This is a genomic window from Tritonibacter litoralis (genome assembly GCF_009496005.1).
Taxonomy (GTDB): Bacteria; Pseudomonadota; Alphaproteobacteria; order Rhodobacterales; family Rhodobacteraceae; genus Epibacterium; species Epibacterium litoralis.
Genome location: NZ_WIBF01000010.1, coordinates 162624 through 180613 on the forward strand (window position 1 = coordinate 162624; position 17990 = coordinate 180613).

19 protein-coding genes are annotated in these 17990 nt (G+C 59.8%); 4 read left to right on the top strand and 15 right to left on the bottom strand.

The genetic code is table 11. The features are described from left to right. Nucleotides 1–3: 3 nt before the first annotated feature. The 9 genes from GFB49_RS15495 to GFB49_RS15535 all read right to left on the bottom strand — a co-directional run bounded on the left by GFB49_RS15495 (nt 4) and on the right by GFB49_RS15535 (nt 8915). Nucleotides 4–2013 (bottom strand): FAD-dependent oxidoreductase, encoded by a 2010-nt coding sequence (locus tag GFB49_RS15495; RefSeq protein ID WP_194269368.1) that lies wholly within the window; start codon nt 2011–2013, stop codon nt 4–6. A gap of 305 nt (nt 2014–2318) precedes the next feature. After that, nucleotides 2319–3140: a Pnap_2097 family protein gene (locus tag GFB49_RS15500; protein ID WP_153216829.1), complete on the bottom strand. Its 822-nt coding sequence runs from the start codon at nt 3138–3140 to the stop codon at nt 2319–2321. Further along, nucleotides 3140–4396 carry an MSMEG_0569 family flavin-dependent oxidoreductase gene (locus GFB49_RS15505; protein ID WP_153216830.1) on the bottom strand — a complete coding sequence of 419 codons (1257 nt, stop codon included), beginning with the start codon at nt 4394–4396 and terminating at the stop codon, nt 3140–3142. Before GFB49_RS15505 ends, GFB49_RS15500 begins: the two co-directional genes overlap by 1 nt. A gap of 13 nt (nt 4397–4409) precedes the next feature. Further along, the gene (locus GFB49_RS15510; RefSeq protein WP_153216831.1) at nt 4410–4688 is read right to left on the bottom strand and encodes an MSMEG_0570 family nitrogen starvation response protein; all 279 of its coding nucleotides are present in this window, start codon (nt 4686–4688) and stop codon (nt 4410–4412) included. Beyond that, nucleotides 4681–5667, bottom strand: a complete 987-nt coding sequence (locus GFB49_RS15515; RefSeq protein ID WP_246149750.1) for a sll0787 family AIR synthase-like protein — start codon at nt 5665–5667, stop codon at nt 4681–4683. The genes GFB49_RS15510 and GFB49_RS15515 overlap by 8 nt, the downstream gene beginning before the upstream one ends. Beyond that, a complete protein-coding gene (locus tag GFB49_RS15520) occupies nt 5664–6215 on the bottom strand; it encodes an MSMEG_0567/Sll0786 family nitrogen starvation N-acetyltransferase (protein ID WP_153216832.1) in 552 nt (183 codons plus the stop codon). Before GFB49_RS15520 ends, GFB49_RS15515 begins: the two co-directional genes overlap by 4 nt. Beyond that, the gene (locus GFB49_RS15525) at nt 6212–7330 is read right to left on the bottom strand and encodes an MSMEG_0568 family radical SAM protein (protein ID WP_153216833.1); all 1119 of its coding nucleotides are present in this window, start codon (nt 7328–7330) and stop codon (nt 6212–6214) included. Before GFB49_RS15525 ends, GFB49_RS15520 begins: the two co-directional genes overlap by 4 nt. Beyond that, a complete protein-coding gene (locus GFB49_RS15530; protein ID WP_153216834.1) occupies nt 7323–8306 on the bottom strand; it encodes a Nit6803 family nitrilase in 984 nt (327 codons plus the stop codon). The genes GFB49_RS15525 and GFB49_RS15530 overlap by 8 nt, the downstream gene beginning before the upstream one ends. Nucleotides 8307–8432: 126 nt before the next feature. Further along, on the bottom strand, nt 8433–8915 hold the full coding sequence (locus GFB49_RS15535; RefSeq protein WP_153216835.1) for an MSMEG_0572/Sll0783 family nitrogen starvation response protein: 483 nt from the start codon (nt 8913–8915) through the stop codon (nt 8433–8435). Between the two features lie 270 nt (nt 8916–9185). Here GFB49_RS15535 and GFB49_RS15540 point away from each other — a divergent pair, with 270 nt between their 5' ends. After that, nucleotides 9186–10559 (top strand): aminotransferase-like domain-containing protein, encoded by a 1374-nt coding sequence (locus GFB49_RS15540; RefSeq protein ID WP_153216836.1) that lies wholly within the window; start codon nt 9186–9188, stop codon nt 10557–10559. 101 nt (nt 10560–10660) lie between these two features. Here GFB49_RS15540 and GFB49_RS15545 read toward each other — a convergent pair whose 3' ends face one another. Both GFB49_RS15545 and GFB49_RS15550 read right to left on the bottom strand, forming a co-directional pair. Beyond that, nucleotides 10661–11077 carry an Hsp20/alpha crystallin family protein gene (locus GFB49_RS15545; RefSeq protein WP_153216837.1) on the bottom strand — a complete coding sequence of 139 codons (417 nt, stop codon included), beginning with the start codon at nt 11075–11077 and terminating at the stop codon, nt 10661–10663. 97 nt (nt 11078–11174) lie between these two features. Further along, complete coding sequence (locus GFB49_RS15550) at nt 11175–12125, bottom strand: MYG1 family protein (protein ID WP_153216838.1); 951 nt, start codon at nt 12123–12125, stop codon at nt 11175–11177. Nucleotides 12126–12481: 356 nt separating this feature from the next. Between GFB49_RS15550 and GFB49_RS15555 the strand changes: the two genes are divergently transcribed. After that, nucleotides 12482–13003 (top strand): CBS domain-containing protein, encoded by a 522-nt coding sequence (locus tag GFB49_RS15555; RefSeq protein WP_153216839.1) that lies wholly within the window; start codon nt 12482–12484, stop codon nt 13001–13003. Between the two features lie 9 nt (nt 13004–13012). Here the strand turns inward: GFB49_RS15555 and GFB49_RS15560 are convergent, their stop codons facing one another. From GFB49_RS15560 to GFB49_RS15575, 4 genes are all read right to left on the bottom strand, one after another. After that, complete coding sequence (locus GFB49_RS15560; RefSeq protein WP_153216840.1) at nt 13013–13216, bottom strand: aldo/keto reductase; 204 nt, start codon at nt 13214–13216, stop codon at nt 13013–13015. A gap of 63 nt (nt 13217–13279) precedes the next feature. Next, nucleotides 13280–13891 (bottom strand): ferric reductase, encoded by a 612-nt coding sequence (locus tag GFB49_RS15565; protein ID WP_153216841.1) that lies wholly within the window; start codon nt 13889–13891, stop codon nt 13280–13282. A gap of 8 nt (nt 13892–13899) precedes the next feature. After that, a complete protein-coding gene (locus tag GFB49_RS15570; protein ID WP_153216842.1) occupies nt 13900–14397 on the bottom strand; it encodes a twin-arginine translocation signal domain-containing protein in 498 nt (165 codons plus the stop codon). A 267-nt stretch (nt 14398–14664) separates the two neighbouring features. Continuing rightward, nucleotides 14665–14976, bottom strand: coding sequence for an ETC complex I subunit (locus GFB49_RS15575; protein WP_153216843.1), 312 nt, complete (start codon nt 14974–14976; stop codon nt 14665–14667). A 224-nt stretch (nt 14977–15200) separates the two neighbouring features. On the opposite strand from GFB49_RS15575, the gene uvrB reads away from it, so the two are divergent. Together uvrB and GFB49_RS21115 are read left to right on the top strand one after the other, a co-directional pair. Next, complete coding sequence (uvrB, locus tag GFB49_RS15580) at nt 15201–17393, top strand: excinuclease ABC subunit UvrB (protein WP_153216844.1); 2193 nt, start codon at nt 15201–15203, stop codon at nt 17391–17393. Between the two features lie 312 nt (nt 17394–17705). Continuing rightward, the coding region (locus GFB49_RS21115) for a hypothetical protein (protein WP_214644972.1) at nt 17706–17990 on the top strand (285 nt) is incomplete at its 3' end.

Sequence of the window (17990 nt, forward strand, 5' to 3'; positions counted from 1 at the left end):
CCCTTAGAACGCGTATGAGGCCAGAACGTGCAAGAGAACCAGCACAGGCAGGGGCCAAATCGTTAGGATATGCACCCAAGTGGGCAAGGTGCGCGGCGGGGTGCGGCTGGTGCCGATGCGCCGGGCCCGCAGTTCATGATCGCCCCCAGTGCTGAGCCCCGCAATAGCGCCAAAGATGGCCGTCAGCACAAAGCCGAGCCCCAGCGCCATATTCAGATTGCTGCCCAGCCGGAACCCGGTATGGGCCACAAAGCCGAGCAAGGCGGCAAGGCCGATTCCCAGATGCACCAGACGCCAGGCGTCAAAGCTGCCCAACCGGTCGGTCCAGCGGATCCGTTTGCGCAGGCCAATCACCATGGCGGCCAGAAACAGGCCCAACAGGATAAAGCCACTCCATTGTTTGACGATATTGTCCCGCCACAACCAGACCCGCAGGCTGTCCGCATCATAGCTTTGCGGCAGGGGCACATGCCCCGCCACCAGCGGATAAAGCGCGCCCAGTGCCGCCAGGCACGAACAGCCCAGAACCGGCTTCCACAAAGGGATCGGCTGGGGTGGGCCACCTGCATCAATCAGCTCTTCCACCATGGGGCGGCAGGTGCCGCAGACCGTGCTGGCACCGGTTTCGCGGCTGATCTCATCCACACTGGCGCAACCGGTTTTGATCGCGCCGCGAATGGCACCACAGGTGACACCGGTACAATTGCAGACAATGGCGGTATCTGGCATCGCCTCAACCGATTGCTCGCCTTCCAGCCACAACAGCCCCGTCTTGCGAAAGCGATGCAGCATCCAGGGATAGATGGTCACCCCCTGTTCAACGCCATCCTGCAAACGGCTGGCCTGCGGACAGGGGCCAACGGCAATCGCACCCACCATTGTGCCCCGGTCCAAGAATATCCGGCGATAATGCCCTTGATCTTCCCATTCATGACTCTTGATCGCGGGCGACGCATCCAACCGCTCAACGTCTCCGGCGGAAAACACATCCGCCCCAATGACTTTGAGCTTGGTGGCTGGGATCTGACCCAAAAAGCTGGCCGCGTCCCCGTCGATCCCGGCCGCGGCAACCGCCGCCTGCGCATACCCCGGTCCGACCAGCCCATACATCAGCCCCTGATGTTCGCAGCATTCCCCCACCGCCCAGATATCGGGATCGCTGGTCTGCATCTGATCATTGACAATGATGCCCCGACCAAAGGCCAGTTTGGCCTCTTGCGCCAGCGCGATATTGGCCCGCACGCCGGTACAGATAATCACCGTATCACAATCCAGCTGGCTGCCATCCGACAGCGTCAGCCCATCGACCCGAAACGTCCCATCAATGGATTTGACCGCCACACCGGTAAAGACGGAGACACCCAGCTCTTCGATCTGCAAAGCCAGCCGCGCGCCGCCACCAGCATCCAGCTGCCGGGGCATCAGCCGCGACTCATGCTCAATGACGGTCACATCGCAGCCGCGCGCCCGCATCCCCTTGGCCGCTTCCAGACCCAAAAGACCTCCGCCAATGACGGCGACCTTGCGCGCGGACAAGGACCGCGCCACCAAAGCTGCCGCATCATCTGCGGTGCGAAAAGTAAAGACACCCGATAGGTCCGCGCCGGGGATCCGCGGGACAAAGGCGCGCGATCCGGTGGCGATCACCAGCCGGTCATACTCCCAACGCCCGCCATCTGCTGTGATCACCGCACGGGCGTCACGGTCAATGGCCACCGCCCGCACCCCTTCGATCAGAGTGCACCCCTCGCCCAAAGTGTCCACCTCGGGCAGGATGATATCGCCGAACTGCACATCCCCTGACAACAATGGGGTCAGCCGCACCCGGTTATAGGGCTGCACCGTCTCACCGCTTAGGATGGTTACCTGATGGCCGCGCTGCACCAGATCCTGCGCCGTACGCATCCCAACAGGACCACCGCCAATCACCACCACATGCAGCGTGTCGGTCGATTGTTCTGTGATTTCGGATCTGTCCGGTCCTGGCAATATAAGCTGAGCGTCCGGTTGCAACGTTTCCCACCTCTCAAAGGTTTTTGCACCCCAACAGGGATGCCCCAAGCGATGAGCGACGTTGCTCTATGTATTTGTACCACCCGCGTTGGGCGGCCTCGGATTGGTCAGTGGACGCCATTGTCCACGATTCCGTCACAAGAAACTCATCACCTTGGAGCGCCCTTGGGCAAACCTGCAGCCGCTCCGGCCCTGTGGTTTTCCATCAAAGCCCAACAATTGAGCGCAATTTGAGCCATTCGCTTAGCTGCACCGCAGAAAATATGCACAGGCCATCTATTTATAAAAGCTATAAAGCGGCCGTTTCACGCCTGCCGCGTTACGGTGCAGACGGCAATCAAACCGCCCTGATCGTCCGTCAGCGCAATCTCAGCAGCCGTGGACGGGGCGTCCTTTGGGGTCAACCGCGTGGACTGTAACCCTTCCCCGATTTCAATATTGCCAAGGTAGATCATCACACGGGACTGGATTGGCGTTGTTATTGCACAGGCCGCGCCTTCGGCTTCTGCCGCAATTCGGCTGAACGTCGGGAAATACAACAGCCCCACTGCGTTGAAATCCAGATCCATCTGGGGCTGATGTCGGCGTAAATTCTGCCCACCCAGCTGTCCAGCCCGATGCGCCCCGCGCAGATAACGGGCCCGCGCGGCGGCCTCATCGGCAAACCCATCCGGAGCGGGCGGCAGCACGGGAACAATGGCGGGCGGCACCCGCAGGACCGATTTATTCACCCCCGCCACCCCATGGGTGACAAAGGTCGACACCATCCGCAGGCGCGCCACCCGGCTGTTTCCCTGCCAAAGCTCGTGAATGGACTGCAACCGGCTGCGCCCGGCCTGCCACAGCGAAGAGCGCACCGTCAGCCGTCCGCCCAGCGCGACCGCGGCGGGGTCACACTGTTCAAAATGCGTGGCGCAGAAGGCGGCATAGATCAGCCGCCCGTCTGCATCGCGAAACACCGGTTCCTCTTGACCCATAGCCGTGGCAATCATCTGCCAATGGATATCACCAAGATGTTTCAGCCACCAATCCTCGGACAGGCCCTGAACCGACAATTGCGCCATGCCCAACAGAATCTCTTGGGACTGTGCGATGGCCGCCGGTGTTTCACGTGAATAGATCGTCATCAGCTGGCTTCCAGCACCGGCATTTTGGCGTGTTGGACGATGGCCTGCGCCAGATAACGGGAATCTTCATCGATCCCAAGGAACCGTCCCGATCCCCAGGTGTTCAGCCAGCCCAGCCCGATGAAATAGAACCCCGGCACATCACAGACGCCACGGGTGTATTTCGGCCGCCCATGGGCATCAAACACATCCACATCGATCCAGGAATAATCGGCGCGAAAGCCGATGGCCCAAAGGATCGAGGTGATCCCCTCGTCGGCCGCATTAATCTCGGTCACTTCCGCTTTGGGACGCCAGACCTTTTCAAACGGCTGCGCCACAGGTGCGTCGATATTGTTCTTGGCGATATAGCCATCGATGGCCGCGCAAATCCCGACATAGCTGGCATCCGCATCATCCAAGTTTTCTTCCAGATCCGGCAGGAATTGAATGGTCTGGCCGGACATACCCGCAACAGAGCCAAAGAGCCCGACGCCATCACGCGCAAACTTGCGCAGGTCGATCTCATGGCCGCCATCGCGCCCGGTCATATAGTGGTTGGTCTTGGTCATCGCGTGCACCGGATCAGGGTGGCGGTCGATGGTCATATGGTAATGCCCCATCTCATACAGCCAATCGGTTGCGTCCCGCCCCCGGTAGTCACGCGGCGACCGGGGCGCGGGGCCCACCGCCAGCGCAACCGCGCGGCCTTCCAGATGCATGTCTTCCATCAGCTGCACGCCGGATTGGCCGGTGCCCACGATCAAAGTCTTGCCAGCCGGCATCTGATCGGGACGGCGATAGTCAACCGAATGCATCTGTTTGATCGCCGGATCCAGATCGGCGGCATAGGGCGGCACGATCGGATTGTCATAGCCTCCGGTGGCAATCACCACCTGATCCGCGTGATAATTCCCCTTGGAGCTGTCCACCAGATAGGTGCCATCCTCCAGCCGCACGATCTTGGTCACGGAACAGTCTTCCACCAGGGGCGGGTTGAACGTGTCGGCAAAGGCGTCCAGATAATCGGTGATCTCATCCTTCACCATAAACCCATTTGGATCCTGCCCCTGATACGGGAAATCCGGCAGGCGGCATTGCCAGTTGGGTGTCACCAGACAGAAGGTATCCCAGCGGTTTTCGCGCCAGGAATGGAATTTCTTGTGGCGTTCCAGAACCACGTGGTCGATGCCCTCACCCGACAGGTAATAGCTGACCGACAGACCAGCCTGTCCGCCGCCGACGATGACGACCGTTTTATGCTCACGTTCACTCATGAGTTGGGTATCCTTATCCAATACGCAGACACTGCACCGGGGCTGTGTCTTCAAACTGTTTTGCCTGAGCTTCGATCCGATCCAGCTGCGCCTCGGCCCGGCTGCAGCGATAGCCATATTTGGCCGCCACCCGCCCGCTGGCCTTGTCCAGCGCCAGACGGCTGCGGATCACAAAATCGGACAGCGCATAGGTGGTGTCGGCGCTCAGAAACTCGGTCACCACGCTGGAGGGGGAATAACAGCTCTCTTCCTGCCCATCGGGCCAGCGGATGGTAAAGCGCATCTCAGGCATGTTGGGCCTCTCGCATTTTCAGATCGATAAAGGGGGTTTTGACGTGGTCCCAGAACAGGGCGCGTTTGCCCCGTTGGCTCAGACTCACACTGCTGCCCGCGCTGACATCACCGCAAACGGCGGCTGTGATGCCGCTGGCTTGGAACTTGGCGCAGACCTCCTCGGCCTGGGCGGGATCCACCGACAACAGGAAGCCAAAGCTTGGGAAGGATCTGAGCCAGCGTTCCAGCCCCACACCATCGGGCAACGGGATTGCTTCGCACTGCAGATCGATGGCCACGCCGGAGGTTTCCGCCAGCATCAAAGCGGTGCCAATGATGCCCCCCTGACTGATGTCTTTCCCTGCGCGCACCGACCCGGCCTCGGCCAATTCCGGCATCAGGTTCAAATTCTTGCGCAGTTTTTCGGGCGTGGAGGTCAGCGCTGCGTTCCAATTGTCAAAGGGTTCGCGGTAGCTGCCCGTGTGATCCACGGCCACAATCACCACATCACCAGGGCGTGCCGCAAAGCTGGAGACCAACGCTTTGGCATGGCCGATGATCGACACTGCCAGTTGCAGCTGATCGGTGCGCAGGTTGCTGTGACCGCCCACAATCGGCACGCCATAGGCGCTTGCCGCCGCCTTCATCCCCGCCAGAACCGGCTGCGCGGCTTCGGCGCTTGGCGCCCACAAGGCGTTGGTCACCGCACGGGGTCGGCCGCCCATGGCGAGGATATCTGAGATATTGACCATCACCCCGCACCAGCCCGCAAACCAGGGGTCCGCCTCAACAAACGCGTTGATAAAGCCTTCGCCCGCAAACAGATCAAAGCCCGCACCATTGGGCAGCACCGCCGCGTCATCGCCGGGTTGGCCGGGGCAATCGCCCGTCAGGCCCAGGCCCGCCGTTGCATCAGCAATATCCAGCTTTCCCCGGATCGAGGGGTGATCGCGCAGATCGCGCAGCATCTGGGTCAGCTGTACCTCTTGCCGGATCATACCCGTCTCCGCCGACGACGCCCCAGGGTCTTCCAGCCGCAAGCCGGATCCGTGATGGGCGGGTAAAACTCCAGATCCGCCGACATCTCCATATGGGGAACGCCATGCAGATCAACCTCTTGAATCGGGGTCCAGTGGAGCCGTTTGAACAGAGGCACGTTTTGCACCTGCACATGGGCCAGAAACCGGTCGCAGCCGCGCCCATTGGCGGTGGATACCGCCAGCCGGATCAGCTCGGCCCCCAGACTGCCAATGCGGCGATGACTGGGCGCCACCGCCAGACGAGAGCCGCGCCACAGGCCCGGCGCGTCCTCGTGAATGCGCACGGTGCCCACCACCTGATCGGCCTCAGACGCATAGGTGGAGATGGCAACCAAGGGCATCGCGATCTCATCAATCTGGTCGCGGTCATGGGTTTTGAAAATCCCCTGTTCCCGGACAAAGACCTGATGGCGCAGCGCTTCGGCCCCCGCCTGCTCCCATGCAAGAGTGGCCGCGCGGATGATAAAATCAGGGGAGACAAAGGCCGATTGGTTCTGAAAGCTCATAATGCAGCCTCCAGTTTTCTGAGGCCGAGTTTTTCGTAAGTCGACAGCGCCGAACACGCGCCGCATTTGCCACAGCCTGCCTTGATCTGATCCGCGCGCATACCGGCCTTTAACACCATCTGCGACAGGGGCCGCAGCACCGAGGCCATGAATTCCGACGTCGGCGATGGGTGGCTTTCAAGCGGCGTGCCAGACACCGGAACAAAGGGCACTACAAAGGGGTAGACGCCGATCTCGCACAGCTTTTCCGATGTCTCCAGAATAGCCTCGGCGGTATCACCCAGACCGGCCAGAATATAGGTCGAGACCTGCCCCCGCCCAAAGACCTTTACCGCCGCTTCAAAGCTGGAGAAATACTTGTCCAGGCTCACCTGTGCCTTGCCCGACATGATCCGTTCGCGCACCTCGGGCGTCACCGCCTCCAGATGCATACCAAGCGCATCAACGCCTGCATCGAACATCTTTTGAAGCCAGGCGTCATCCTCGGGCGGCTCGCACTGCGCTTGGATTGGAATATCGACGGCGGCTTTGATCGCGCGGGCACTGTCTGCCAGAACAGCCGCGCCGCGATCCTTGCCCGCCGGGGTGCCGGTGGTCAGCACCATATGTTTGACCCCGTCCATCTCCACCGCGGCCTTGGCAACCTCGGCCAATTGTTCCGGGGTTTTATGGGCAATCGTCCGGCCCGCCGCCAGGGACTGCCCAATGGAACAGAACTGGCAGGTTTTCTTGCGGCTCTCATAACGGATGCAAGTCTGCAGCACGGTGGTGGCCAACACATCACGCGCATGCAGCACCGCGATGTGATTATAAGGCACGCCCTCGGCCGTTTTCAGATCATAAAACTTGGGCCGCGCTGGAAAGGAGATCTTGCCCATCGGCGCGCCCGCTTTGGTGACCTCGGCCGTGCCATCGGCCCCTTGGGGCGTCACCACATAGGGGCTGTCAAAGGCCGGCGCGGTGTGGACCGGCACCATCACGGTATGGTCGCCAATGGTCACCGCCTTGTGGTCGGTCGGTCCAGCGCCGCCGCGACGGCTTTCATGGCCCTGACTTGGGTCCACCAGCCGCATGCCACGGGTCTGCAGTTCATTGATCAGATCAGCATCAGACATCTTCGGCCTCCAATTCAGGGGTAAGAACGGGTTGAGGGGTGGGCTCTTCGATCCGGCGCACGGCCTGTGCGGGGCGGGCATCATGCACCAGATGCAGCAGTTCCGGGCGGGCGTAATGGCCCACACTGTCCATCATGCGTTTGCGTTTGGTCACCAGCCGCATGTCGAGATCCGCGATCAGGATGCCTTCGCCTTCGGTCAAGGGCGGCACCACATGGCGGCCTTCGGGAGAGATAATGCAGGTCATACAGCCATCGCGCAGACCTTTTTGCAGCTTGGGGTCGTCATGGATGCTGGCGATCTGCTCCTCGGTCAGCCAACCGGTGGCATTGACCACAAAACAGGCCGACTCTAGCGCGTGATGGCGCATCGTGACCTCGATCTGTTCGCCAAAGATCGGCCCCACCAGACTGCCGGGGAATTGCGCCGCATGGATTTCCTCGTGCTGGGTCATCAGCGCATAGCGCGCCAAGGGGTTGTAATGCTCCCAACAGGCCAAGGCACCCAGACGGCCCACTTTGGTGTCGACCACCTTGAGCCCCGCGCCATCGCCTTGTCCCCAGATCATGCGCTCATGATAGGTCGGCGTGATCTTGCGCCGTTTCAGCGCCAGCGTCCCGTCCGCGTCGTAAATCAGCTGCGTGTTATAAAGAGAGCCGTGATCGCGTTCATTGATCCCAAGCACAATCACCACGCCATGGGTTTTGGCCGCTTTGGCCACGGCCTCGCTCTCAGGAGACGGCACCACCATCGCCTCTTCATACAGGCGCAGATGCTCGGCCCCCTGCTGCATGGGCGGCAGCACAAATGAGAAATACGGATACCAAGGCACAAAGGTCTCTGGGAAAACAATCAGGTCGGCGCCTTTGCCTGCTGCCTCGGCGATGGCGTTCAACACACGGGTCAACGTGCCAGATCGAGAGGTCAGGTCAGGCGCGATCTGCACGGCAGCGGCGCGCACGGTGGATTTGGACATAGGGGTGATCCTGCTGGCTCGGGGGTGATCAGGGAAAGACGGGGCAACAGCGCTGTTGCCCCAGCTCAGTCTGCGCAGCTGTGATTGGGCGACGCCATTGCCGCCCAGCGCCTGCGCGCGTCCGGATCAAACGGTCCAGGTGTCCAGGATGAAGGCATTGTCCTTGCGGTGCAGCAGCACAATGTCCAACACGTCTTGCGGCGCGATGGGGGTGATGCCCGGCAGCAGCGATGGTTCACCATGGCCCATCAGCATCTGCAGCGCGAACCGACAGGCATAGACTTTGCCGCCTTCTTTCATGAACTTCATCAGGTTGGCAGAGTAGTTCTGCGCGCCCGGGAAGGCTTCGTCACCCAGGGTCGGGAAACCGCGCTGCACGCCCAGCGACACGCCGGGGCCATAGAGCAAAACCGAGGTTTCAAAGCCTTTGCGCTGCAGACGGATCGCTTGCAGGATGTTCACCAGACCGATGGACCCTTCAAAAGCGACGGTGTGAAATGTCACCAGCGCCTTCTCGCCTTCATCCGCCTGAACGTCCTCAAAGACCTTCTCTTCATAGTTTACAAAATAGTCGCCGTCCTTGTGCGGGGGGGTTGTGACTTCGGGCATCTGCGTCCTCTCCTGTGTTCGTCGCGTTGATGTCCTCTCTTTGCTGACCCCTGCCGCAGCGCTTGCCCATCACTGCATACAATTTTGCAATCAATAAAATTGTATTGATTGTATGGTTCGATTATCAAATAGGCATCTCAGTCATAGGTTTGGTTAATTATTCGCCCAAATACGCGTGAAATCGTGAAATTCAGGCAAAAGCTCTTGCTCATAATTGTCTGGAAATGATCCATACAATGATAATCAATTCTGATATGAGTCCCCGGATCCATGCAAAACTGGCGCAGCCGAATCGAACACTCCTCTCACCCACGCTATCTGGCGATTGCCGATTGCATCGCTCAGGACATCAAAGACCGGGTGCTTTTGCCGGGCGATCGCCTGCCGCCACAGCGCAAGCTCGCGGATATGCTGGACGTGGATTTCACCACCGTCTCGCGCGGGTATTCCGAGGCGCTAAAGCGCAAGCTGGTGGAAACCCATGTGGGCCGCGGCACCTTTGTGCTGGCCCAACAGCCGGTGACCAACATCAGCGATGACCGCCGGGCCAAGGCGTTTGACCTGACCATGAACGCCCCGCCCGAACCCACGGATCCCGAGCTGCTGGAACGGATGCGCGCGGGGCTGTCGGCGGTGTCCGATGATCTGATCCACCTGTTGCGTTATCAGCTGCCCGCAGGCAGCGAACAGGACAAAGAGGCCGCCTCGATCTGGTTGTCGATGCGCGGCATGGTGCCCAGCCTGAACCGGATCATGGTCACCCCCGGTGCCCATGCCACGATGATGGCGCTGCTGACCGTATTGGCCAAACGCGGTGACACCATCCTGTGCGAGAATGTGACCTACACCGGGTTCCGCCGGATCGCCCAACAGCTGGGTCTGAAACTGGTGGGCGTGCCCTGGGACAAAGACGGCATCCTGCCGGATGCGCTGGCGGATCTGATCCAGGCGCATAAGCCCAAGGCGCTGTATCTGAACCCGACGCTGCACAATCCCACCACCCATACGATCCCCCAATTCCGCCGGTTAGAGATCGCGCGGCTGATCCAGCACGAAAACCTCGCCCTGATCGAGGATGACGCCTATGGGTTCATTCCCCCCGACGCGCCACCGCCTCTGGCCACCAGCGCGCCCGAACAGACCTGGCATATTGGCGGTCTTGCGAAATGCATCGGCGCAGGGCTCAGGCTGGCCTATACGGTGGCCCCCAATGCGCGCGCGGCCTTTGCGCTGGAAAACGCACTGCGCGCCGTCTCGGTCATGGCTTCGCCGCTGTCAATGGCGCTGACCACGCGCTGGGTTCTGGATGGCACCGCCGATCAGATCCGCCGTTTTATCCGGTCTGAATCTGCCGCCCGCCAGGACATCGCCGCCGGCATCCTGACCGAGGCGCAATATACCGCACATGCCAACGCCTTTAACGTCTGGCTGCAACTGCCGCCGGGCGTGACCTGCGCCACCTTGATGTCACAGATGTCGAATTATGAGATCGGGATTGTGCCCGGCGACAATTTTGCCGTCGGCAGCGATCAATCACAAATGGCCCGCGTCTGTCTGGGCGGACGGGTCAGCCGCGACCAGCTGAACCAGACGCTGACCCATCTGAACAATCAGCTGTGGCAATTGGCGGACACGTCTGGCTGAGGCGAAAAAAAGGCCGCCGACCATTTGGTCGGCGGCGGCCCATGCGGTGCGGCGGCCCCCCTAGACCTTGCGCCGCGGCCGCGATGGTGTTTAACGCCCGCTCAGGCCTTGGTCACCGGGATTTTGGTGGCCTCGGACGGTGTTTGGGCCAACTTGGGGATGGTCACGGTCAGCACGCCATCTTTCAACGCGGCTGAGATTTCCCGCGCCTCCGCGTCAGGTGGCAATCGGAACGACCGCTGAAAACTGCCAAACTGGCGTTCCTGGAAATACCAGGTCTCACCTTTTTCTTCCCGCTCGACTTTTTTCTCACCAGTGACGCGCAGAACACCGTCATGGGCGGTCAGGGCAATGTCCTCTTCGGCCACGCCTGGCAGCTCCAAGGTAATGTGATAGGCATCCTTGTCCGTGGATGCATCTGACGCCGGTGTAACCCATTCCGCCAATCGGGTGCCCAAATGCCGGAACGGTTCATAAAGCGACGGCCAACGGCCAGCCGTATGTGTCGTTTCAACCATTTTATCCTCCTATGCAGTTTTACGTGCAGGGGAAGGATAACGACTCTCCGATTTATCCGCTTTGACGCGCGTCAAAGTGGGGTGAACCTCAGATGTGTTAGGCTGAGGGGGCTGTACGCTCTGCTTCAGCAACCGCCAGCTCTGCCATTTTCATCGCACCTGCGCGGCTGTCGGCCACCGCGATAAACCGACCGTTGTGGCAGAATTTGGCACCTGTCACGCCCGATGCCTCTTCCAAGGCTGCATCCGTCAGACCAGCCCAGGCCTCGGGCAGGTCAGCGCGGTTTTCGAAGGTATCATTGCCCACGCGAATGGTGGTCAGAGTCCAATCCTCACCCCGGGGATGCACCACAAACCACAGGTGATCGGCGCCCGTGGCCTCCACAGCGGACCGAAACGGCATGCCCATCGGCAGCTCCAGCACGCGGCCATTGCCTGCCGCGGTGATCGCATCGGTGACCATCGCCTCGGCCCGGCGTTTGGCGGTTTTGCGGCGGATCGAGGCTTCGACCAGCCCGCGCGCCATGGTCAATGCCTGCCCAAACGCCTGATCTTCCGCGCCTTCGTTTGTGTCATCAAACACCGGTTTCAGGCTTTCGATCAACGCAGGCAGCGTGAGCCCCGCCAGCATCGGCCCGGCCTGACCGGGGTTCATCACGCCATTGTCCATCAGATCAATCGGCAGAACAAACCCACGGTCAAAGGAGGCAAAGATGTCTTCCAGATGGTCTTCGGGCACCTCAAGGCTGCGCAGGTAATCGCGCCCGTAATGGGCCCAGATCAAACCAAACGAGCTGTAGGGCTGCGCCTCTTCGGCATCCGTATCCCGCAGCGGCACCGGTTTTTGGTGGTGGTCAAAGATCTGACGCTCCGCATCAAATGCACGTCCCACATCATAGATGATGCGATCCTCAGCCGGGGTGATCCACATTTCATCGCGGCTGCGCACCAGTTGCGCCGCAGGAAACAGATGGGTCAGGATGACCGAGGACAGAACCTCATCCGCATGAAAGCCCCCGGAATGGGTGACGAGATAAGAAATCGACATGTCTGCTCCTGACATCACTGACGTGATCCGGCGGCCAAGAAAAAGGCGACCTCTTCTGGCCGCCCGCCTGCCGCTGTTGTTGTGCCTGCGCTGGTTTTATTCCTGTAGACCGCACGCGATCTAGCGCGGGGGTAACAAAGCACGCAGGGCTTTTCAATGGCGTTAAACACCTCCGCACCAGCCCCTTGGGTAAGCGGAAAACAACCGGTTCAACCGCCTGCAGCGCGCTCGTGAGGCGCTCCAAACTGCGTAACATCACGTAACGGCGACGAATTTACATCGCCTAACCCGCCTTTTTCTGAATATTCTGGACCTGGTCCCATGGACCAAGACGTGGAAAAGGGAGGTTCACGAGTATGCCGACATCCTATCAAGCTCCAATGGCCGGAGACAAAGCCAAGCAAGCGAGCTCTAGCCAGTCCATTGAAAACAATATGCAAACCGAAGCGGTTCGGATCAAACATCTGCTGGCGCAGAAGGATCAGACCGTGATCACCATTGCAGAGACCGACACGCTGCCCGCCGCCGTCCAGATACTGCGCGACAAGCGGATCGGGGCGTTGGTGGTCACAAACAGCGACGGCGATTTGACCGGGATCCTGTCCGAACGCGACATCGTGCGCAAGCTGGCCGAGACACCGGGCCAGACCCTGCCGCAGACTGTGGCTGAAAACATGACCCGCGATGTGGTGACCTGCGGCACGCAGGACACTTTGGTTGAAGTGCTACGCAGCATGTCCGAAGGGCGTTTCCGCCACATGCCCGTTGTAGAGGCCGGCATGCTCAAAGGGATGGTCACTATCGGCGACGTGGTGAATTACCGCCTGAATGAGCTGGAACACGAGGCGCTACAGCTCAAACAGTTGATTGTAGGCTAAGAAAGCCCGTTACCACAGGTGATGCACATGCGGCGCGATGCGGGTCTCATACAGATTGCGCAGCGCCGCCATCGTGTCGTTTGACAACGGCGCAACATCGCTGGCCGCCGCATTGGCCTGGTCCTGCTGCTGGTTTTTTGCGCCGGGGATCACAACCGTCACGGCCTCCTGCATCAGGATCCAGCGCAGGGCAAACTGCGTGTCTGCCGTCATTTTCCCCGTCAACAGACCAGAAGCCTATAGCCCCAAGACGGGCCGGTTTATCGGCCGCTCATCTCACCCCTGGGCGACCTTACTTCTGCGCAACAAGGAGCGTCGATCCAGCAACACCTTGATCAGCGCCAGCGCCACAGAGCCGCACAGCGCCCATTTTGTCAGAAGCTCCATCGTGCCTTGGATCAAGAGCGCATGAAGGATGCTGCCAAGGACCACAATTGCCACCAGTCCCAAATGCGCCAACCGCACATAACGCACCCGCCACGGCAGATAGCTGCGCGCTGCCATAAGACCTGCCGCCAGAAACAAGGCCCACATCGCACTGACGCCCCAGACCGAAAACGGTGTCGGCGACCGGTAGAGCAGCGCATCCACAACATCCGGCGGACTGGTCAGCCACAGACCGACAACATGCACCACGACCGACAACAGCAGAACGGATCCCACCACGCCGTGAAACCGCCGCCCTGCCGTAAGCGACAGGCCCGGCAAGGCGCCACTCATCAACAGCGGTTGCAACAGTAAAAGCGACATCGCCACAACCCCGGCAAACCCGGCGGCGATGTAAATCCCGTCGCGCCATTCCAACAGCGGGCTTTGCCCAGCCACCAGCACCGGCAGCCCCATCAGCGCCACAAGACCGGCCCAAATCAGGAAAGATCGCAGCCGCATAGGTCGTGTTAAGCCGGTTGCAGAACGAAATCTGCGTTCAGCGTGGTGTCGGATGCGCGTTTCATCACTGGGCGCAGGAACACAGTTTCAAACCCGGCATCGTCATAAGCAAGATGCCCATGCGGCTGGCCAAAGGCCGGCACTATTTGCGGCATCTCCAGGCGGAACGACCCGTCGGCCTGTGTCAGCGTGGCACCGTGGCTTTGGACGTCACGCTCGTGACCTTCGGTGGTATGGGCCCAGACCTGAATGCGGATACCTTCCAACGCGGCACCGTCGCCCGCGCGGCGCACTGTTCCGGTCATCCAGAAACCACCACCGCCGATTTTCTCGACAATCGGTGCGCCGGGGCGATAATTGTTGGAGCCCCCCCGCATCGACGGTGTCGGTGCCAACCCGGCAGCCCGTGCAGGTGACACAAGACCAGACACACCGGTCACCAGTCCTGCTCCGGCGGCGCTGCCGGTCATCAGAAATTTGCGGCGGTTTTGAGGTTTGAAATCCATTTCCGTTCCCTTTCTCACACGGGTCTCGTTCGGGTCCAGTTTGTGGCCAAATCAACGCGGCTTTTGCCAATATCTTAGGGCAGCGTGCCCACGTTACGAGAGACAGAATGCGCTTCACACGTCTTCGTGACCCTAAACGGCACAAGATCGCCGAAAACCACCTCCAACCCACGCATAAAAAAGCCCCATGCGGCGGAACCGACGGGGCAAATTTAATAGGTATCTGCGCAGCGACGCCGTTGCGTCACCGGTTGAAACAGGGGGGGATCAGTGTGTCCAAACCGCGCGGCGGTTGGTGGCGAAATTGTCGCCATAGCCACCGGGGCGGACGTTGGCCTTGCGCGTCTTGGGCTCGACCACCTGGGCATCGATGCCATTGGCCTCTGCATAGTCCAGCGCCGCTTCCTTGCTGTCGAACTTCAGTTTGACCTGGGTTTGTGTGTCGCTGGTCGAGGTCCACCCCATCAACGGGTCCACTTCCCGTGCACTGCCTTGCGCGTATTCAAGAACCCAGGACCGGGTCTTTGCCATGCCTGATGTCATTGCATTTCGGGCCGGACGATAGATACGCGCGCGCATGGTGGCTGACTCCCTTGGGGTTGAGAACGTGCTTACGCCTATATGCGCCACCCCGCCCCATGCTGACAAGGGACCAAATGCCCCGCATTGTGCAGATTTCCTGCCTTTGTCTGCGGTCTTGTGTTCACTTTGCAGCGCGTGCAGGCGAAATCCCTCTTGCAGAAGAACAAAAACAGATCAAAATCGCGCGCACTGCCAACGGACTGCCCCAAAAGGAGTCGCCCATGCCCTATGCCAATTCAGACTCGTCACAACCGATGATGGTCGACCGCGCGGCCCAGCGTCGCCCTAAACTGGAAGGCGGCAAGCAGTTCACCATGTCCACAACCTTTGATCCCGCAGGCGACCAGCCGACGGCGATTGCGGAACTGTCCCAAGGCGTCAAGGACGGGGAACGCAATCAGGTGCTGTTGGGGGCCACGGGCACGGGCAAGACCTTTACGATGGCCAAGATCATCGAAGAAACCCAGCGCCCGGCGATCATTCTGGCCCCGAACAAAACGCTGGCCGCGCAATTGTATGGCGAATTCAAAGGCTTCTTCCCCGAGAACTCGGTCGAATATTTTGTGTCCTTCTATGACTATTACCAGCCCGAGGCCTATGTGGCACGCTCGGACACCTATATCGAGAAAGAAAGCCAGATCAACGAACAGATCGACCGTATGCGCCACTCTGCGACACGGGCGCTCTTGGAACGTGACGACGTGATCATCATCGCCTCGGTCTCTTGCATCTATGGTATCGGCTCGGTCGAAACCTATTCGGCGATGACCCAGGATCTGAAGGTGGGCGAGGAGTACGACCAGCGTCAGGTGATGGCAGACCTTGTGGCGCAGCAGTACAAACGCAACGATCAGGCCTTCCAGCGCGGCTCCTTCCGGGTGCGCGGCGACAGTCTTGAGATCTTCCCGGCCCACTTGGAAGATCGCGCCTGGCGGCTGTCCTTCTTTGGCGAAGAGCTGGAAGGCATCACAGAATTTGACCCGCTGACCGGCGAACGCACCGGCACGTTTGACCAGATCCGCGTCTATGCGAACTCCCACTATGTGACGCCAAAACCGACCCTGAACCAGGCGGTGATCTCGATCAAAAGAGAGCTGCGCGAGCGGCTCGACAATCTGGTGAGCGAAGGCAAACTGCTGGAAGCGCAGCGGCTGGAGCAGCGCACCAATTTCGACATTGAAATGTTGGAGGCCACCGGCCATTGCAACGGGATCGAAAACTACTCCCGCTATCTGACCGGACGCGCTCCCGGTGAGCCGCCCCCCACCCTGTTCGAATTCATCCCCGACAACGCCATTGTGTTTGCCGATGAAAGCCACGTCTCGGTGCCGCAGATCGGCGGCATGTACCGGGGCGACTATCGCCGCAAGTTCACCCTCGCCGAACACGGTTTCCGCCTGCCGTCCTGCATGGACAACCGCCCCCTCAAATTCGAGGAGTGGGACGCCATGCGCCCCCAGTCCGTCTTTGTCTCGGCCACGCCCTCCAACTGGGAGATGGAACAATCCGGCGGCGTCTTTGCGGAACAGGTGATCCGCCCCACGGGCCTGTTGGACCCTGAGGTTGAGATCCGCCCGGTTGCCACGCAAGTGGATGACCTCCTGGACGAAATCCGCATGGTCACCGAACGGGGCTTCCGCACGCTCTGTACGGTGCTCACCAAACGGATGGCCGAAGACCTAACCGAATACCTGCATGAACAGGGGATCAAGATCCGCTATATGCACAGCGACATCGACACGCTGGAACGTATTGAAATCCTGCGTGATCTGCGGCTTGGGGCCTTTGACGTTCTGGTGGGGATCAACCTCCTGCGCGAGGGTCTGGACATCCCCGAATGTGGTCTGGTCGCCATTCTCGACGCAGATAAGGAAGGCTTTTTGCGGTCCGAGACCTCGCTGATCCAGACCATCGGCCGCGCCGCCCGAAACGCCGATGGCCGCGTCATCATGTATGCGGATAAAATCACCGGCTCGATGGAGCGCGCCATAGGTGAGACCAACCGCCGCCGCGAAAAACAGATCGCCTATAACCTGGAACACGGCATCACCCCCGCAACGGTGAAGAAGAACGTCGAGGACGTCTTGGCCGGGCTCTATGACGGGGACGCCGACATGAACCGCGTCACCGCCACCATCGACAAACCGATGCACGGCGCCAATCTGGAAGCGCATCTGGCGGGCCTCAAGGAAGAGATGCGCAAAGCTGCCGAAAACCTCGAATTTGAGGAAGCCGCCCGCCTGCGCGATGAGGTCAAACGCCTGGAAGCCGTCGACCTCGCCATCGCCGACGACCCGCTGGCGCGCCAATCGGCCATTGATGCGGCTGCAGAAAAGGCTGTGAAGTCCCGAGGCCGCTCGACCGCTGGACGAGCTGGGCAGCGTGGGGGGAATGTAAAAAGGCGGGGGCGTTAGTCCGATCAAAATTCACCCTATGGAGGGGAGTGAACATGAAACGGGCAAGTGCTTATTTTAAATGGCTAAGAGACTCGATATACGGGTTCTTCTACATGTATTTCGTTGTCGCTTGCCTCATTATCCTGGGCTCAGTTTTCATTGCAGCAATTGGGCTCGTTCTTGAGTATTTTGGCATCAATTAGAGGCGCATAGGTGGTATTTTCCAGTCAAGTCACATCAGCCCGCATACTCGGCCGAAGACAGACTTTGGCCAAGTCTGTCGGTCTCGTGCCTACATCCCCGCAACGTTGATAATATAAGAGAATCTTGGTGAAACTGCTATTATTTGCAATCGCCTTTGCCGTTTTAATCGCATGGACTTTTTTAGGGATCATTATCCCAACGAAGCGCGCAATATCTAACGGCCATCGCATAAAATTCTATTCAGCCTTTTTTCTGATGGGCATTCCGATCGTCGCTATCGGGCTCGCTTTTGACTTTGAACCGCATGGTACATTTGACGTGCGCGTATACTCCTTAGGTCATGTTGACAAAAGGGATTCACACGAAGGCTCATGCGTGATTCAAGCTGGTATCTGCTATGGAGACCAGCTT

Coding starts and splice junctions, on each gene's coding strand:
- GFB49_RS15540 (WP_153216836.1), top strand. CDS start 9,186: ATGCAAAACTGGCGCAGCCGAATCGAACACTCCTCTCACCCACGCTAT.
- GFB49_RS15530 (WP_153216834.1), bottom strand. CDS start 8,306: ATGTCCAAATCCACCGTGCGCGCCGCTGCCGTGCAGATCGCGCCTGAC.
- GFB49_RS15575 (WP_153216843.1), bottom strand. CDS start 14,976: ATGCGCGCGCGTATCTATCGTCCGGCCCGAAATGCAATGACATCAGGC.
- GFB49_RS15550 (WP_153216838.1), bottom strand. CDS start 12,125: ATGTCGATTTCTTATCTCGTCACCCATTCCGGGGGCTTTCATGCGGAT.
- GFB49_RS15570 (WP_153216842.1), bottom strand. CDS start 14,397: ATGGATTTCAAACCTCAAAACCGCCGCAAATTTCTGATGACCGGCAGC.
- GFB49_RS15545 (WP_153216837.1), bottom strand. CDS start 11,077: ATGGTTGAAACGACACATACGGCTGGCCGTTGGCCGTCGCTTTATGAA.
- GFB49_RS15555 (WP_153216839.1), top strand. CDS start 12,482: ATGCCGACATCCTATCAAGCTCCAATGGCCGGAGACAAAGCCAAGCAA.
- uvrB (WP_153216844.1), top strand. CDS start 15,201: ATGCCCTATGCCAATTCAGACTCGTCACAACCGATGATGGTCGACCGC.
- GFB49_RS15500 (WP_153216829.1), bottom strand. CDS start 3,140: ATGACGATCTATTCACGTGAAACACCGGCGGCCATCGCACAGTCCCAA.
- GFB49_RS15535 (WP_153216835.1), bottom strand. CDS start 8,915: ATGCCCGAAGTCACAACCCCCCCGCACAAGGACGGCGACTATTTTGTA.
- GFB49_RS15560 (WP_153216840.1), bottom strand. CDS start 13,216: ATGACGGCAGACACGCAGTTTGCCCTGCGCTGGATCCTGATGCAGGAG.
- GFB49_RS15520 (WP_153216832.1), bottom strand. CDS start 6,215: ATGAGCTTTCAGAACCAATCGGCCTTTGTCTCCCCTGATTTTATCATC.
- GFB49_RS15525 (WP_153216833.1), bottom strand. CDS start 7,330: ATGTCTGATGCTGATCTGATCAATGAACTGCAGACCCGTGGCATGCGG.
- GFB49_RS15505 (WP_153216830.1), bottom strand. CDS start 4,396: ATGAGTGAACGTGAGCATAAAACGGTCGTCATCGTCGGCGGCGGACAG.
- GFB49_RS15565 (WP_153216841.1), bottom strand. CDS start 13,891: ATGCGGCTGCGATCTTTCCTGATTTGGGCCGGTCTTGTGGCGCTGATG.
- GFB49_RS15515 (WP_246149750.1), bottom strand. CDS start 5,667: ATGATCCGGCAAGAGGTACAGCTGACCCAGATGCTGCGCGATCTGCGC.
- GFB49_RS15510 (WP_153216831.1), bottom strand. CDS start 4,688: ATGCCTGAGATGCGCTTTACCATCCGCTGGCCCGATGGGCAGGAAGAG.